Origin of the sequence: Chitinophaga sp. MM2321 (genome assembly GCF_964033635.1) — a bacterium.
In the GTDB taxonomy this organism is placed as follows: Bacteria; Bacteroidota; Bacteroidia; order Chitinophagales; family Chitinophagaceae; genus Chitinophaga.
This window is the reverse complement of the sequence record NZ_OZ035533.1, coordinates 5,265,312-5,281,609: the sequence shown is the minus strand read 5'-3', so window position 1 is coordinate 5,281,609 and position 16,298 is coordinate 5,265,312. Positions and strand designations below refer to the sequence as shown.

Annotated in this window: 13 protein-coding genes; 6 read left to right on the top strand and 7 right to left on the bottom strand. The window is 46.7% G+C overall.

Features of this window, described 5'->3' with window-relative positions:
• The first annotated feature begins 2 nt into the window (after positions 1–2).
• Positions 3–1,430, top strand: a complete 1,428-nt coding sequence (locus ABQ275_RS20510; RefSeq protein WP_349315021.1) for a SusD/RagB family nutrient-binding outer membrane lipoprotein — start codon at positions 3–5, stop codon at positions 1,428–1,430.
• A 135-nt stretch (positions 1,431–1,565) separates the two neighbouring features.
• On the opposite strand, the gene ABQ275_RS20505 is transcribed toward ABQ275_RS20510, so the two are convergent.
• From ABQ275_RS20505 to ABQ275_RS20485, 5 genes are all read right to left on the bottom strand, one after another.
• Positions 1,566–2,153, bottom strand: coding sequence for an LUD domain-containing protein (locus ABQ275_RS20505; RefSeq protein WP_349315020.1), 588 nt, complete (start codon positions 2,151–2,153; stop codon positions 1,566–1,568).
• Positions 2,143–3,543, bottom strand: a complete 1,401-nt coding sequence (locus ABQ275_RS20500) for a lactate utilization protein B (protein WP_349315019.1) — start codon at positions 3,541–3,543, stop codon at positions 2,143–2,145. Before ABQ275_RS20500 ends, ABQ275_RS20505 begins: the two co-directional genes overlap by 11 nt.
• Positions 3,544–3,554: 11 nt before the next feature.
• On the bottom strand, positions 3,555–4,298 hold the full coding sequence (locus tag ABQ275_RS20495; protein ID WP_349315018.1) for a (Fe-S)-binding protein: 744 nt from the start codon (positions 4,296–4,298) through the stop codon (positions 3,555–3,557).
• Positions 4,299–4,366: 68 nt separating this feature from the next.
• Complete coding sequence (locus ABQ275_RS20490) at positions 4,367–5,152, bottom strand: SDR family oxidoreductase (protein WP_349315017.1); 786 nt, start codon at positions 5,150–5,152, stop codon at positions 4,367–4,369.
• Between the two features lie 96 nt (positions 5,153–5,248).
• A complete protein-coding gene (locus ABQ275_RS20485) occupies positions 5,249–6,370 on the bottom strand; it encodes a DUF5009 domain-containing protein (RefSeq protein WP_349315016.1) in 1,122 nt (373 codons plus the stop codon).
• 176 nt (positions 6,371–6,546) lie between these two features.
• Here ABQ275_RS20485 and ABQ275_RS20480 point away from each other — a divergent pair, with 176 nt between their 5' ends.
• Positions 6,547–7,611, top strand: a complete 1,065-nt coding sequence (locus tag ABQ275_RS20480; RefSeq protein WP_349315015.1) for a cellulase family glycosylhydrolase — start codon at positions 6,547–6,549, stop codon at positions 7,609–7,611.
• A gap of 3 nt (positions 7,612–7,614) precedes the next feature.
• Here the strand turns inward: ABQ275_RS20480 and ABQ275_RS20475 are convergent, their stop codons facing one another.
• Both ABQ275_RS20475 and ABQ275_RS20470 read right to left on the bottom strand, forming a co-directional pair.
• The gene (locus tag ABQ275_RS20475) at positions 7,615–8,445 is read right to left on the bottom strand and encodes a YitT family protein (RefSeq protein WP_349315014.1); all 831 of its coding nucleotides are present in this window, start codon (positions 8,443–8,445) and stop codon (positions 7,615–7,617) included.
• 651 nt (positions 8,446–9,096) lie between these two features.
• Positions 9,097–9,231, bottom strand: a complete 135-nt coding sequence (locus ABQ275_RS20470) for a hypothetical protein (RefSeq protein ID WP_349315013.1) — start codon at positions 9,229–9,231, stop codon at positions 9,097–9,099.
• A 52-nt stretch (positions 9,232–9,283) separates the two neighbouring features.
• Here ABQ275_RS20470 and ABQ275_RS20465 point away from each other — a divergent pair, with 52 nt between their 5' ends.
• From ABQ275_RS20465 to zwf, 4 genes are all read left to right on the top strand, one after another.
• Positions 9,284–10,117, top strand: a complete 834-nt coding sequence (locus ABQ275_RS20465; RefSeq protein WP_349315012.1) for an energy transducer TonB — start codon at positions 9,284–9,286, stop codon at positions 10,115–10,117.
• 261 nt (positions 10,118–10,378) lie between these two features.
• Complete coding sequence (locus ABQ275_RS20460; protein WP_349315011.1) at positions 10,379–12,955, top strand: phosphoenolpyruvate carboxylase; 2,577 nt, start codon at positions 10,379–10,381, stop codon at positions 12,953–12,955.
• A gap of 281 nt (positions 12,956–13,236) precedes the next feature.
• Positions 13,237–14,652: an NADP-dependent phosphogluconate dehydrogenase gene (gene gndA, locus ABQ275_RS20455; RefSeq protein WP_349315010.1), complete on the top strand. Its 1,416-nt coding sequence runs from the start codon at positions 13,237–13,239 to the stop codon at positions 14,650–14,652.
• A gap of 29 nt (positions 14,653–14,681) precedes the next feature.
• A complete protein-coding gene (gene zwf, locus ABQ275_RS20450) occupies positions 14,682–16,187 on the top strand; it encodes a glucose-6-phosphate dehydrogenase (protein WP_349315009.1) in 1,506 nt (501 codons plus the stop codon).
• Positions 16,188–16,298 lie beyond the last annotated feature (111 nt).

Genomic DNA, 16,298 nt, shown 5'->3' with positions numbered 1-16,298 from the left:
ATATGAAAAAGTTCTTGATACCTTGCTATATATTATTCACTGCACTCTTACTGGCCGGTTGCCAGAAAGATCTGGAGCGGGTGAACAAAAATCCGAATGAACCCACCAGCCTGGAACCCGATTACCTGCTGAGTAACGGCATAAAATCGAATGTGGATACCTACTGGGGAACAGATGCTTCGATGGAAAGTTCATTGCTCTACATCCAGTATTGGGCAAAGATCCAGTATACAGATCCCGATCGTTATATACCCGCTTCTACCAGCATACAAAATGTATGGAGTAACTTTTATGCACAGGGTGTAGAAGATTTTACTACCCTCGCACAATTGAGCGACAGCCTGCAAAACCCTAACTACAAAATCCCCGCTATTGTTATGCGCTCCTGGATTTTCCAGGTGCTGACGGATCTCTATGGGGATGTGCCTTATACACAGACCGCCAATATTGAAAAATATCTTACACCGGTATATGACAGCCAGCGTGTAGTTTATAACGGTATTCTTGCAGAGCTGAAATCAGCGGTGGATCAGGCTACCGGCCCTACTGCCATACAAGGGGATGTGCTGTTGCATGGTGATATACAAAAATGGAAGAAGTTTGCGAATGGTCTCCGCCTGCGTATAGCCCTGCGTATTGCAGACCGCGACTTCGCTGCTGCCAAAGCTGTATTTGATGATGTGGCTGCCGGCGGCAACCTGCTGCTGACAGATAAGGATGGTGATGTACAGCTCAACTACCTGGCTTCTCCCAATCAGAATCCTGTAGGACGTAACCGCGAAACCCGCAACGATTACCGCGCAAGTAAAACTATTGTAGATAAACTCACCGCATTGAATGACCCACGGTTAAGCATATACGTAGCACCCGCAAAAGATACCAATGTGTTCATTGGTGTAACCAACGGATTGGCTACTGATTCTGCGGCCAGGCTGGGTTTCACTAAAACTGTTGATGCAGGTGCTGTATTTACTGCCACCATGGCGCCGGCTGTATTGTTTAGTTATGCCGAGCAACAGTTTATCCTGGCAGAAGCTGCACAACGCAACCTGATCAGCGGCAATGCGGCTGATTACTACAAAAAAGCCATCACTGCTTCTTTCGCACAATATGATATTCCTGCTACGGAAGTAATTGCTTATATCGCACAACCTGGGGTAGCATACAATGCTGCTAACTATAAAAAGTCTATCGGAGAACAGAAGTGGCTGGCCCTTTTCGGAGAAGGACTGGAAGCATTTGCAGAATGGAGAAGACTGGATTACCCGCAACTGAAGCCTGCTTACACCGGTGCTTTAAATGGTAAAATGCCTTTGCGCTTCACCTATCCATCCAGCGAACAGGCACTGAACGGTAATAACTATAAAGCTGCCGTAGCCCGCCAGGGTGCGGATCTGCTAACCACGAAGGTGTGGTTTGATATGTACTAAACCAGGATTGAAGGATTAAAGAATTTGACCTGATTGATCTGGTAGATAGAAGAGATGACCAACCATGGTTTTCCACTTGTATCTATCTATTTCAATCAGGTTTTTTGTTGCCTGTATTAAAGCACGCAGGATATTTTAAAACAGGTATACACGCAGGCTTCTGGCGCCCTGTGCGCCATGTACCAGCACAGCCCCAATATCTGCGGTAGCAGAAGGTCCCATCATGAAACAGCCATACGCGGTATCTTCGAGATGTACATGTAAGTATGCATCGTACATATCTGTTACTATTTCAGCAGGAGAGAGTAGGATCACCAGGTGCTGGGAAAGAAATCCCAACGCATTGTGAACAAGGTCTTCCTGGGTAAGCCATACCATCCCGTTTTCCGCAACGCCAAACCTGGCGCGGATAACACCTACATCTACATCTGCCAGTTCATTCGGATTTTTAACCGCATGAATATCACGGTTACCCCTGATTTCAGGGGCAGCAGAACATATCACTTTTGCGTCAGGATATTGCTGTGCCAGCAAATCCTGTGCTGCTGCGGCTCCTGCGGGATGGAAAATTTCTCCGCCGGCTTCTTTTAACCGTTCTTCAAATGCCGGTAATAATGCGGTGATGGTTGTAGTAAACACCGGAATAACGGGATAGGTTACTTTTTCTGTTGGCTGTTGGCTGCGAACAGCAGCCAATACCTGGTTGCGGGCATTACTGTCCATTATCTTTTGTTTTATATTGTAAATACCATTCGCGGAAAGTTTGCTTTGCAAAATGCGGCAACTCACGGTGACGCCCCCACGGATTTAATACCCTGTTGTACAGCAGAAAATGCGGCGTGAAGCGCATCGCGCCACTGGCCGCCGCTTCTATATTGCGGAATAATTGCGGATGCTCAAAAATTTTACCGGCAGTACCGAAAGCCAACCGCCTGTTAATGGGCAGATATTTTTTGGCTGCCATCACTTTACGCCACTTCAGGATCTGATCACTGATATCAATTTTCACCGGACATACTTCCGTACAGGAGCCACATAACGAAGAATGATAGGGAAGCTCACTATACTTCGATTCATCGAAAGTAGGATCGAGTATGATTCCGATAGGACCGGAATACGTAGCGCCATATGAAAGGCCGCCGCTACGGCGGTATACAGGGCAGGTATTCATGCATGCACCGCAGCGGATGCACTTGAGGGAAGACCAGAAATCAGGCATGCCCAGCCGCTTGCTCCTGCCATTATCGGTGAGTATGATATGCAGCTCGCCCTCTTTTTTAGGCCCGCTGAAATGTGAGGTGTATTGCGTAGCCAGTGTGCCCAGCGCGCTGCGCGATAACAACCGGATGAAGATGCCAAGGTCCGTTACTTTTGGCAACAGTTTTTCAATACCTATACTCGCGATGTGTACGGGTGGTACGGAAGTACCGATATCTGCATTCCCTTCATTGGTACAAACAACAAAGCTACCGGTTTCGGCTATGGCGAAGTTGGCGCCTGTCATACCAGCGCCGGCGCTCAGAAATTTCTTGCGGGCATTGTCGCGCATGGCCTCATTCAGGTAATGGGGATCTTCATTAGCAGGATCGGTACCAATAGTGCGGGCAAATAAGGCGGCAACGTCTTTGGGTGTTTTGTGGATGGCCGGCATTACAATATGACTGGGAGGCTGATCGTCCAGTTGCTGGATACGTTCGCCCAGATCCGATTCTGTTACAGTGATACCACGGTTTTCGAGGAAGGCCGTCATGCCACATTCTTCCTGCAACATCGACTTACTTTTAATAACGGATGTTATATTTTTTTGTTGTAGAATGTCCCACACGTGTTGGTTGTGTTCTGCTGCATCCCTGGCCCAGTATATTTTTGCCCCTCTTTTAATGGCATTGGTTTCAAACATTTCCAGGTAATGATCCAGGTGGGTAAGCGTATGTTCTTTAATCTGGGATGCCAGCTGTCGCAATGTTTCCCATTCGGGCACTTCCCTGGCGGCATCATCGCGCCGCATGCGCGCTGCCCACAGGTTTTTATCATGCATCGGTTCATGAATATCGTCCTGGTTAATAAATGCAGCAGCGTGTGCAGCGACATCTATTTTTTTTTCATCTCCCATAAAAAAAATTATTAAAAGGGCCCACCATTTAATACCTGTGCCACGTGTAAGAATTTCATATCAATACCGGCTTTGCGTGCAATGCCCTGTTGGTGCATCAGACACGACATATCCGGAGAAACGATAAATTCTGCATCATGCCGTACATAGTCATGGATCTTGTCGATGCCCATGCTGGCACTCACCGCTTCATCAGTTACACAGAAGGTGCCACCAAAACCACAGCATTCATCAGGACGGTCCATAGGCACCAGTTCCAGCCCTTCCACCATTTGCAATAACCTGGCTGTTTTGTTGAAAGGAGTACCCATTATTTCGGAAGGCAGGGCAATACCTAAACCGCGTATGGAGCTGCAACTGTTGTGTAGTCCTACCTTATAGCGGAAATAAGCCCAGGGAAAACTTTCTACTTTCAATATATCATGAAGAAATTCTACCAATTCGTATGTGCGTGACCGTACGTTAAGTACATCCTGGTCCTGTGGAATGGCGTCCAGGTGGTGTTTTACATGTTTTACGCAGCTGCCTGCGGGGCCAACGATATATTCAAATTCACGGAAATTTTCTACGAAGAGTTTTTCAGCTGCGGCAGAATGCTCCTGATCCCCTTCATTGGCCATAGGTTGTCCACAGCAGGTTTGATTGAGCGGATAAACAACTTCCACGCCGAAACGCTCCAGCAATTCCAGCGTGGCAATACCAGCTTCGGGATAAATTGCATCAATATAACATGGAATAAATAAGCCAACTTTCATATCGAGATCGTTTGGTTGGGTATGTATCCATTAACACCGGAGCAGCCATTTAGTTTAATCCGGCGACTTTACATCACCGGTGTTTTGCCCCCATCCACCGCGGTGCTGGTGCCTGTAATATAGGCGGCGGCAGGCGCGGCCAGAAAAGCTGCCAATGCGGCTATTTCATGGGCTTCGCCAAACCTGTTCATCGGAATTTCTTTCAGCCATTCTGTTGCTACTACTTCCGGTGCTACATTCCGGGCGGCGGCGCTACTCTTGAACAAGCTATCCAGCCGGGCCGTGGAAGTGGAACCCGGTAAAACATTATTTACGGTGATACCGTGCGGCGCCAGCTCGGTGGCCAGTGTTTTGGACCATGCAGCTACTGCCCATCGGGTGGTATTGGATACGCCCAGATTTTTGAGCGGTGTTTTTACAGAAGTGGAAATGATATTGATGATACGACCATAACCTGCCAGGATCATACCCGGTACCAATGCCTGCGTTAATGCCTGGTTGCATAGCACATGCTGTGAAAAGGCATCCGTAAAAGCCGTTGCGGTAGCAGATAATATTGGTCCGCTGGCAGGCCCGCCGGTATTGTTTACCAGGATATGCACCGGCTCTCTGGCTGCTATGGCGATGGCCACTTTTGTAATGGCAGCAACATCGGAAAAATCTGCCGTTTCAATGCTATGTGTTTGTCCGGATGTGGTATCCAGTAATGCTACGGCGGCTTTCAGCCGGTCTTCATTTCTTGCCAGCAGGATACAACGCGCACCCAGCAACGATAATTCTATAGCGGTAGCAAGTCCTATGCCCTGTGAACTACCGCATACGAGCGCGGTTTTTCCTTTTAAAGAAAGATCCATAATAAAATATTTACGAATTTTGTGATGTACGAATTTTGCGATTTAGTTATTTACAACAAAACTCCTAAATTCCTACATCACAAAATTCGTAAATATTTACACTCTTACGTAAATGCGTTTTTTGTCCAGTATAAATCCTACCAGCCAGCATACCAGCATAAAAGCCAGCGAGAAGAGGAGTGACCCGAATTTTCCCGGTGATAAAGGCTGGAAAATATGTTCATTGATCCAATCGTATAACGAGGAACCATTGATCATAATAAAAAAGAGCACGGTGACCAGTATTTCAGACAGGAGATAGAGGAACAACGGATTTTTACCAAATACCGTAAAAAATCCGCTCCCTTTACTGAAGCCGAGCATATCTATTACAAAGATCAGCAAGGACAGCAGCAGCAGGTCGATGCCTACTGTGAGCAGTACGTAGGAGCTGGTCCATAATTTTTTGTTGATAGGGAATACAGTATTCCAGGCATATGCCAGTGCAATAAAGAGGATGCCGGCAAAAACGAGGCGCAACAATCCGGGTTTTGTTCTTCCCTGTTGTTGTATAAACAAACCGGTATAATAGCCTGCAATAACGTTCACAACAGCTGGAATGGTGCTCAGTATCCCTTCGGGATCAAAGGCGAAGCCTTCACCATGATACATATGCGGTTCGCCCATTACCCATCTGTCTAATGCCAGTCCGGCATTACCATGTATGCCATACTGGTCGCCGGGTGTGCCGGTATACCAGAGAATAGCCCAATACCCAAAGAGGAAGAGGGTACTGATGGTCCATACCATTTTTTTTGACAGATAATGAATCATGAGAGAGCCGATACAATAGCAGAGTGCGATGCGTTGCAACACGCCCAGGATGCGGGTATGACTGAATGGCGAAAAGCTCAGACCATCGGGTGTGTTCTGAACAAATGGAAACCAGTACATCAGGTATCCCAGTAAAAAAATAATAAGTGTGCGTTTGAAAATCTTTCCTAATACAGCCGAATTGCCAATCTGTTCGTATTTCCGCATACTGAAACTCATGGCATTACCTACGGCAAAAAGGAAGGAAGGGAATACCAGATCTGTGGGTGTCCAGCCATGCCAGGCAGCATGATCCAGTGGCCAATAGGTACCACCGGTGCCTCCGGTATTCACAATGATCATGAAACAGACTGTCATGCCGCGGAATACGTCCAGCGGTAGAAATCGTTGGGAGCCTTGTGTCATTTTCCCCTAATTGAGTTGGTTGATAAGATGGTAAGGTGTGCAATTAGCGTTTGAGCGTCTACAATATAGACATCTATCTTACAAAATCCAAAAACCTTTTTTATTTATCTGCACAATATCCGCACTGCGCTGGTGAAAATTTATTATTTTAAGTGTTCCTGATAAACCCGTAAAACATGTATAAAAGATTTTTCACGTTACTGATAATAGTTATTTCCCTCCTTCAGATGGGCTGTGCCCAAGAGGAGCGAACGGTATGGTCTAAAGAAAAGGCGGAGCAGTGGTATGCCGGCCAGGGCTGGCTGCGGGGGAGCGACTTTATCCCCAGCACTGCTGTAAACCAGCTGGAAATGTGGCAGGCCGCCACTTTTGATACCACTACTATCAACAGGGAGCTGGGCTATGCGGCTTCCATCGGGTTAAACTCCATGCGGGTATACCTGCATCACCTGGCCTGGCTAACTGATCCGGAAGGATTTAAAAAAAGAGTGGATACTTATTTGTCCATCGCAAACGGTCATGGGATCTCTACCATGTTTGTGCTGTTTGATGATTGCTGGAACAAAGAGTATCATGCCGGTACACAGCCTGCTCCCAGAACAGGCATTCATAATTCAGGATGGGTACAGGACCCCGGTCCGGCTTTGCAAAGGAATATAACGTTAACGGATACACTGGAAAGATATGTAAAGGATATACTGACCACCTTTGGTAAAGATTCCCGTGTTGTATTATGGGATCTGTATAATGAACCGGGTAATGAGGGTAGCGGCAATAAAAGCCTGGTATTACTGGAAAAGGCATTCCACTGGGGCCGCGAGGTAAATCCGCAGCAGCCTTTGTCTGCCGGTGTGTGGGATTGGAATTTAAAAGAGCTGAGTACTTTTCAGCTGGAAAATTCAGATGTGATCACTTACCATAATTATGGTCCGCCGGAACAACACCAGCGGATGATAGATACCTTACGCACATTTGGCCGTCCGTTGATCTGTACAGAATATATGGCCCGCACCCGTGGCAGCCATTTTGAAAACATTATGCCTTTGCTGAAAAAGGAAAATATCGGTGCTTATAACTGGGGACTGGTAGCGGGTAAAACAAATACCATCTACGCCTGGGATCAACCAATGCCGGATGGGGGAGAGCCCAATCCCTGGTTTCATGATATTTTCAGAAAGGATGGTACTCCTTACAGCCAGGAAGAAGTGGCGGTGATAAAAAAGTTGACGGGCAAGCAATAAGGATTACATAGAGAAGCCTTTTCCCAGTACCTCGTGCACTTCGTGGATCACAACGAATGCTTCGGGGTCTGCTTGCTTTACGAGGGCTTTTAAGTGCATCAGTTCCTGTTTACCAACTATTACGTACAGTACTTCTTTGGGAGCCTGTGTGTAGGCGCCGTGCCCATGCAGTACGGTGGCGCCGCGTTTCATTTCGCCGGTGATCTTTTCCGCGATGGCTTTTGTATTGGCGGAGATGATGGTGATGGCGCGTTTGGTGTTCAGGCCATCAACGATATAATCTATTACCCTGGCGCCGATGTAAACGGCAATAAAGGTATACATCGTTTTTTCAATGCCGATAATGAAGGCAGAACTGGCGATTACCACTACGTCAAAGATCAGCATGGCATTGCCCAGGGTCCAGCCCAGGTATTTGTTGCAGAACCGGGCTACGATGGCCGATCCTCCGGTGGAGCCACCGGAAAGAAATACAAGTCCGACGCCGATGCCAACCAGGAGTCCTCCAAAGATGGCTGCCAGCATGGAGTTGGTGGTCACCGGTGTAAGGTTGTTTTCCGTCATGTATAGGAACAGTGAGCAAAACAGGATGCCCAGGATCGTATAAAACATGCCACGTTTGTCGAGCAGTTTATAGCCGGCAGCAATCAGTACGGAATTGATGACCAGGTTGGTGATTCCCGGCGACCAGCCCCAATAATAATAGGTAACGATGGTAATACCGATCACCCCGCCTTCTGATAATTTGTTGGGGATAGTAAGATAGTTGATACCTACTGCGAAGATGAACGCACCGGCTATGATGAGTAAGATGTTCTTCAAATGCTCTTTCATGGCGCAAAAGTAAGGATTACCGGAATTGAATTGAAGGTGATGAGTACTATGAATTTAATAATTACCGGGATCATTGCCGGTAGAAATTATTTCAAAAAAAAGTTACCGGGTTATTTGGAATTATTAAAACCTGATGTATATTTGTCTACCAATTCAGTAGACTAATTAAGTTTACCACCATCAGGGAGTATAAGGCAACGCTCCCGGCAACCTTTGACCACCAGCAAGGTGCTGCTGCCAATATTGAAAAGAATCGTGTAAATACAATACACTATGACATGGCACACTCCTGTTTTTGGACGGCGTTCCCACGCGCAATTATCAGTGGAAAAAAATACCTGTTCCCGTTACATTCAGCCGGCGCGCTACTATTGTAGTTGTTGCTGTTGCTAATGCAAAGACTAGCGTTCTGTATGCTGTAAATAGAATGCCTGGCTTGGCTTGCGGGGATGGTATGCTGCAAATTTATTGGTGGTAAATTTTTCAGTAACGTACCTACCCGCATCCTCCTGGCATCCCCGCAGTTGCTTCCTTACTTTTCTGTTTCAATATTTTTTCTGCCATCAGTAACCAGCCATTAATATTTAATTATTACATCGCATTATCTATGCTCATGATATAACCCTAACGCTTATACGTTTTTCGGAAAGCCTAAATACATCCAAGGAACCATCTGCTTTCAGGTAAGGCTCCAAGTGCCAGTAAGTCCCGGTCGCGTGCCGGGACTTCTTTATATAACGCTCCCGGCAATACGGATACTGCTTTTTCCCCAACCTTCTTTTTCACAAATTTTTATGGAAAATATTTCTCCCTCACATCTAATTAGAAACATATTATTATGGACTCAATTAAAATCCCGGGGAATGATTTCCTCGACATCCTTTTTGATGGAAGGAACAAAGATTATGGGGCCTATGAATTGCGCAATCGTTATGATGTGCGCGTTCGCAATGCAATAATGGGCACCACTTCCATCTTGTTAATGATCATTGGTGGATATGTGCTGAATAATAAATTAATGGCTGCTGAAAATGTTATCCGCCCATTTATAGCAGAAAAAATAACGGAATTAATGACGGTGAAATTACCGGAAGAGAACCGGGTTATTCCTCCCCCGGCGGTGCATACGCCCCCTCCTGCTGCTACCAGCGTGCGCCTCGCAAAAATGGTGGTAACACCAGATAAAGAGGTAAGACCGGAAGACGAACCACCAAAGCTCAGCGACATCGGAAATAAAGCAATTGGTCTTGAAAATAAGGTAGGCAATCCGGATGGTTTGGCAGATGGATTACCCGAGTTCGGTAAGCCGGGTGGGAGTGTAGTGGAAGCACCGCTGGCACCTGATAGGGAAGGACCACTGACCTTTGTGGATATTAAGCCGGAATTTCCCGGTGGGCAAGCTGCGTTAATGAAATACCTGCAAAAAAATATGCGTTATCCTTCATTGGCCCAGTCCAATGAAATCCAGGGCACGGTGTATATCCAGTTTGTTGTAAATCGTGATGGCAGCATCACCGATGTTAAAACAAGGGGTGCAGTCAAAGGTGGCGGCCTGGAAGAAGAAGCGATGCGCGTAGTGCGGAATATGCCTAAATGGAAACCCGGTAAACAAAGCGGGCAACAGGTGGCTGTATTTTTTAACCTCCCCGTAAATTTCATATTAGCGCAATAGTAAAATTACTTATCCCGGCCTGCATCCATTTGCTGTAATCTGTAGGAATCTTTATTCGCCATTCTAACATATCCCGGTCTGCTTTTCGCGGCCGGGATACCTGTTTTTTAAAGTCTCATTAGAAAATATTCAAACATTTAAACCATCTGTGGGAAAATAATCAAGGAATAAAGCGTTTAATATATAAACAACTAAACGGAATAATTATTAATTTAACGGCCGCTTAGTTCTCTTCTTCAGCACTATAAACGGATTTTTAGTATGGAAGCGCCGGTAAATAACTCGTTGCAACAATTCAAGAACCTTGTTGGTACAAAGTTCCAGCTTTATAATAGCCTTTTCACCTCGTTACCTTTTCACCGGGTGGAAAAGACAGGTGTTTTTCTTTCCTTATTCCTCCTGCATTGTGAGGAGGGCTATGCCAAAGGCAACAGCCCTCAGGAAATAATGGATTCCTTTTTTAAACAGTACACTACCTTCCAGCAGGAAAAGCAGAAAACGGATCTTTTATTCCGCTTTGTACAATATGCAGAAAGGCAGGTGGTATTATTTGATGCACTGGAAGATGCCGCATTCCGCTATATCCGCGACCTCCAGGGTACGGGCACTCTCCGGCACCTGCAATCAGAAGTGATGCAGGAGCAGGCGCAGGATAAGCTAAAAGAGAAGCTGAAGGATTTTTCTGTAAGACTGGTACTCACCGCACACCCTACACAGTTTTATCCCGGCGAAGTACTGGGTATTATTAATGATCTCTCTAAAGCACTGATCGAAGAAAATACTTCGGAGGTAAATATGTACCTCCAGCAACTGGGTAAAACACCCTTCTTCAAAAAAGAAAAGCCTACACCATATGATGAAGCTATCAGCCTGGTATGGTTCCTTGAAAATATATTTTACCGGGCCGGCGGACGCATCCTCTCCTTTATGCGGGCGCAGTTCCCCGGTGCCATCAGTAGCGATAACCCGGTAATCCGCATGGGCTTCTGGCCTGGTGGTGACCGTGACGGGAATCCTTTTGTGAATGCTGCTATCACCGTGGAAGTGGCCGCTGCATTGCGCGCTTCGGTGATGAAATGCTATTTCCGCGAGGTGCGTAACCTCCGGCGCAGGCTCACCTTCAAAGGGGTGGAAAACGTAGTGGCCGCACTGGAAGCCAAATTATCCCGCAACCTGTTTATACCGGGACATAAAGCCGATATCAGCCGCCAGGAAATCCTGGACACCTTAACAGCTATTCGTCAAACAATTGTAACCGAACATAACGGACTTTTTGTTCACCTGGTAGATAACCTGATCAGCAAAGTAGAGATCTTCGGACTCTTCTTCGCTTCGCTGGATATACGCCAGGACAGCTCCATTCATGAAACATTGCTGAGTGCAGTGGCAGAAAAGACGGACGCATTACCCGACAATTATGAATCATTGGACGATGCGGCAAAAATTGAAGCCCTGTTACGTATTGATCATGCTATAGATCCTTTGGTGCTGGAAGATCCGTTGCACCGGGATTGCCTGCAAACCATTGCGGCCGTTAAGCAGATCCAGGAAGTAAACGGAGAAGATGGCTGTAACCGCTATATCATCAGTCACAGTACCTGTGTGCTGAGTGTGATGGAAGTATATGGCATGTTCCTGCTGGCTGGCTGGCAAAAGGATAGCATCACAATGGACATCGTGCCCTTGTTTGAAACAATCGATGACCTGCGTATGGCTGGGCAGGTGATGAAGTCATTATACGAAAATGTTGAATACCGCAAGCACCTGAACCGTCGTCAGTGCAAACAAACGATTATGCTGGGCTTTTCGGATGGTACCAAAGATGGCGGTTACCTGATGGCCAACTGGAGCATCTATAAAGCCAAAGAAGAATTGTCTGCTATCTCTAAAGAATATGATATTGATGTGGTGTTCTTCGACGGGCGTGGCGGTCCTCCCGCACGTGGTGGTGGAAAAACGCACCAGTTCTATGCTTCTATGGGCAGAAACATTGCCAACCAGGAAATTCAGCAAACGATCCAGGGGCAAACAATCAGTTCCAACTTCGGCACCGTGGATGCTGCACAGTTCAATATGGAGCAGCTGGTACATGCCGGCATCAGCAATGAGCTGTTCTCACCCAAGACGGTCACCCTCACCAAGGCAGAGGAAGGATTACTGCAATCCCTGGCAGATGCGGGTTATGAGTCCTATAATAAATTAAAGACCCATCCGCATTTCCTGGCTTACCTGGATCATGCGAGCCCGCTTCGTTATTATGCGGAGGCTAATATCGGCAGTCGTCCCAGCAAGCGTAATTCTTCTGCCAAGCTGAATCTCAATGATCTGAGGGCAGTGCCGTATGTAGGCGCCTGGAGCCAGCTGAAACAGAATGTACCAGGTTACTATGGCGTGGGTAGCGCGTTACAGCAACTGGAAGCCCAGGGACAATGGAAAGCGTTGACACATCTTTACCAGCACTCGCTGTTTTTCAGAACATTGCTGGATAACTGTGAGATGGCGATGAAGAAAAGCTATTTCCCGTTGACAGCCTATCTGGCCAAACATCCGCAGTATGGGGAAGTATGGCAGATGATCTATGATGAATTTGAACTCACTAAAAAATACCTGCTCCTCCTGACCGGCGAATCCGAACTGATGGAGGCCAGCCCTATAGATCAGCTCTCTATACAGATGCGGGAAAGGATCGTGTTGCCGTTGCTGACCATTCAACAATACGCACTGACCAGTATCCGCGAACTGGATACTGCACCTGATAGTCCGGATAAAGAAACATACGAGAAGCTGATTATGCGCTGCTCATTTGGGATTATCAATGCAGGAAGAAACTCAGCCTAAACCAGACCAGGATTAAAGGATTAAAAGATTTACCTGATAGGTGTTTTATTTTTTAAAAATCAAACAACAAAACACCCATCAAGTAAATCTTTTAATCCTTTAATCCTGGTATTTGTTGTTTGATTGTAAAAAATCTACACTAAACCGCTGATATAGCTGAAACAGCACATATATATAACTACAACCAACAAAACACCCATCAAGTAAATCTTTTAATCCTTTAATCCTGGTCTGCAATTGGTAATTCTTTTCTACTTTTACACTCTTTAAGTAACAACATTATGGCAAACAGCTTATATGACTTTGGAATGATCGGTCTTGGGGTAATGGGTAGAAACCTGTTGCTCAATATGGCGGATCATGGCTTTTCCGTTATTGGCTTTGATAAAGACGCTGCCAAGAACGCTGCGCTGGAATCGGCCGCTACTGCCGGTACAACTGTTAAAGGCGTTGGCGAGCTGGCCACTATGGTACAGCTGCTGGAACGTCCGCGCAAGTTGATGATGCTGGTACCTGCGGGTCAGCCGGTAGATGACGTGATCGCTTCCCTCTTGCCGCTGCTGGAGCAGGGCGATGTGGTAATAGACGGCGGTAACTCCCATTATACCGACACGTTACGCCGTGTAAAGTTCCTCCGCGAAAAAGGTATCCACTTTATGGGTATCGGTGTTTCCGGTGGAGAACAGGGCGCCCGTACCGGTCCGAGTATTATGCCGGGTGGTGACCTGGAGGCATATGCCAAGGTAAAACCTATGCTGGAAGCCATTGCGGCCAAAGTAAAAGAAACGCCTTGTGTTGCCTACCTGGGTAAAGAAGGAGCAGGGCATTACGTGAAAATGGTGCACAATGGTATTGAATATTCCATTATGCAACTGATCAGTGAAAGCTATGCTTTGTTGCAAAAAGGTGCAGGATTGACCAATGACCAGCTGCACGAAGTGTTTAAAAGCTGGAACCAGGGTGCTTTACAATCCTTTCTTGTTGAGATTACCGCAGATATTTTTAAACAGAAAGACGATAAAACCGATGCTCACCTGGTAGATGTGATTTCCGACAAAGCCGGCTCCAAAGGCACCGGTAAGTGGACTTCACAGGATGCGATGGAGTTGCCGGTAGCCGTACCGGTAATTGACACTGCCGTAGCGATGCGTACCCTCTCTGGTTTTAAAGACCAGCGCCTGCAGGCAGCATCCCTGTATAAAGCACCGGATGCTACCATTCATGCGGATACCGAAATGTGGATCAAACAAGTGCATGATGCCCTGTATTTTGCCACCATCCTGAGCTATGCACAGGGATTGGCGATGCTGTATGAAGCATCCCGCGACCTGCAAATGGAAATACCGTTGCCGGAAGTAGTGAAAGTATGGAGAGGCGGTTGTATCATCCGCTCTACCCTGCTGGAAGTATTTACACAGGCATATCAGCAAAATACAGATCTGGCCAACATTCTGCTGGATAAAGGGGTTGCCTACCTCGTTGCTTCTGTGGAAAGTAATACCAGGAGTGTAGTAGCACAGGCTGCACAGGCAGGTATTCCTGCCGCCGGATTCATGTCGGCGCTGTCATACTTTGATGCTTTCCGCACCGGAAGAATGGCTACTAACCTGATCCAGGCCCAACGTGATTATTTTGGCGCCCATACCTACCAGCGTACGGATATGGAGGGCACCTTCCACACGGAATGGCAGCAATAATAAAATAAAGTTCATCTTCAATTCAATATATGCAGATCCATAAACGCCCTCCTGCTTCGATTCTCTTTATTTTCGGAGGCAGCGGCGATTTAAACTACCGGAAACTAACACCTGCGTTATACAATCTTTTTTTAGATGATTGGATGCCTGAGCAATTTGCTATTGCAGGCCTGGGTCGCAGCCCTTATAGTAACGAAGAATACCACAACCACCTGCTGGATGGTATCAGTAAGTTTTCCCGCCGGAAGGGAGAGCAGAACGGTCACTGGAAGGATTTCAACAAACATGTATCCTACATCCAGATGGATGCAGAAGATGCAGCTTCCTACAGTAAGATCACAGACCTGGTAAAAGAAAAAGAAGAAGAATGGGGTGTACATCCCAATGTAATCTTTTACCTGGCCGTAGCGCCTCAGCTGGTACCGAACATCGCTACAAGACTGGGTGATCTTAACCTGTGCAGCGACAAACACTGTACCCGCATCGTTATAGAAAAGCCTTTTGGTCATGACCTGGACAGCGCACATGAGCTGAACAAGTTGCTGGGCGTGAAATTTACAGAAGAGCAGATCTATCGTATAGATCACTACCTGGGTAAAGAAACGGTACAGAACATCCTGGCTTTCCGCTTTGCGAATGCACTTTTTGAACCGGTATGGAACCGCAATTTCATAGATAACATACAGATCACTGCCGCAGAAAGTGTGGGTCTTGAAGGCCGTGGTGGCTACTATGAAAGAGCAGGGGCCCTGCGCGATATGGTGCAGAACCATATCCTGCAAATCCTCTGTATGGTAGGTATGGAAGCGCCGGTATCCTTTGATGCCAACGAAATCCGCAACAAAAAAGTGGATGTACTGAATGCTATCCGCCGCATTACGCCTGATAAAGTGCATGAAAGCGCGGTACGCGGACAGTATTCCGCCGGCTGGATGAAGGGAGATAAAGTACCGGCTTACCGCCAGGAAAAAGGAGTAGATCCGAAATCCAATATTGAAACCTATGCTGCTGTTAAGTTTTACATAGATAACTGGCGTTGGCAAGGCGTGCCTATCTACGTGCGTACAGGTAAATTCCTGCACCAGAAGGCCACCAATATTATCCTTCAGTTTAAAGAAGCGCCTCACTACGCGTTTCCACAGGAAGCTGCACAAACATGGCGCCCTAACAGGCTCACCATCAGCATACAGCCGGAAATGGATATCCGTATCCGCTTTCAGGCCAAACGCCCCGGTCAGACCATGACCCTGGACCCGGTAGATATGACCTTCAACTATGAAGCCGCCAACGGCGAACATGCACCGGAAGCATACGAAACACTGCTCCTGGATGTAATGGAAGGCGATGCTACCCTGTTCATGCGTGGTGACCAGGTAGATGCCGCCTGGAAAGTGATCATGCCTATCCTGGAAACATGGGAGAACCGCGTACCGCAGGACTTTCCCAACTATGCACCGGATTCATGGGGCCCGGATGATGCCGATGCACTCATCGCCCGTGATGGACATACCTGGATTAATTTACCTACTAAATAAATCAGCCTACAGATTAAACTGATTTATATAAAAATGAACCTGGTTAGCAGAGATAAAAAGCTGGAGAAAAATATAATATGATCCATTTCTATCTTCACTAACCAGGTTTAT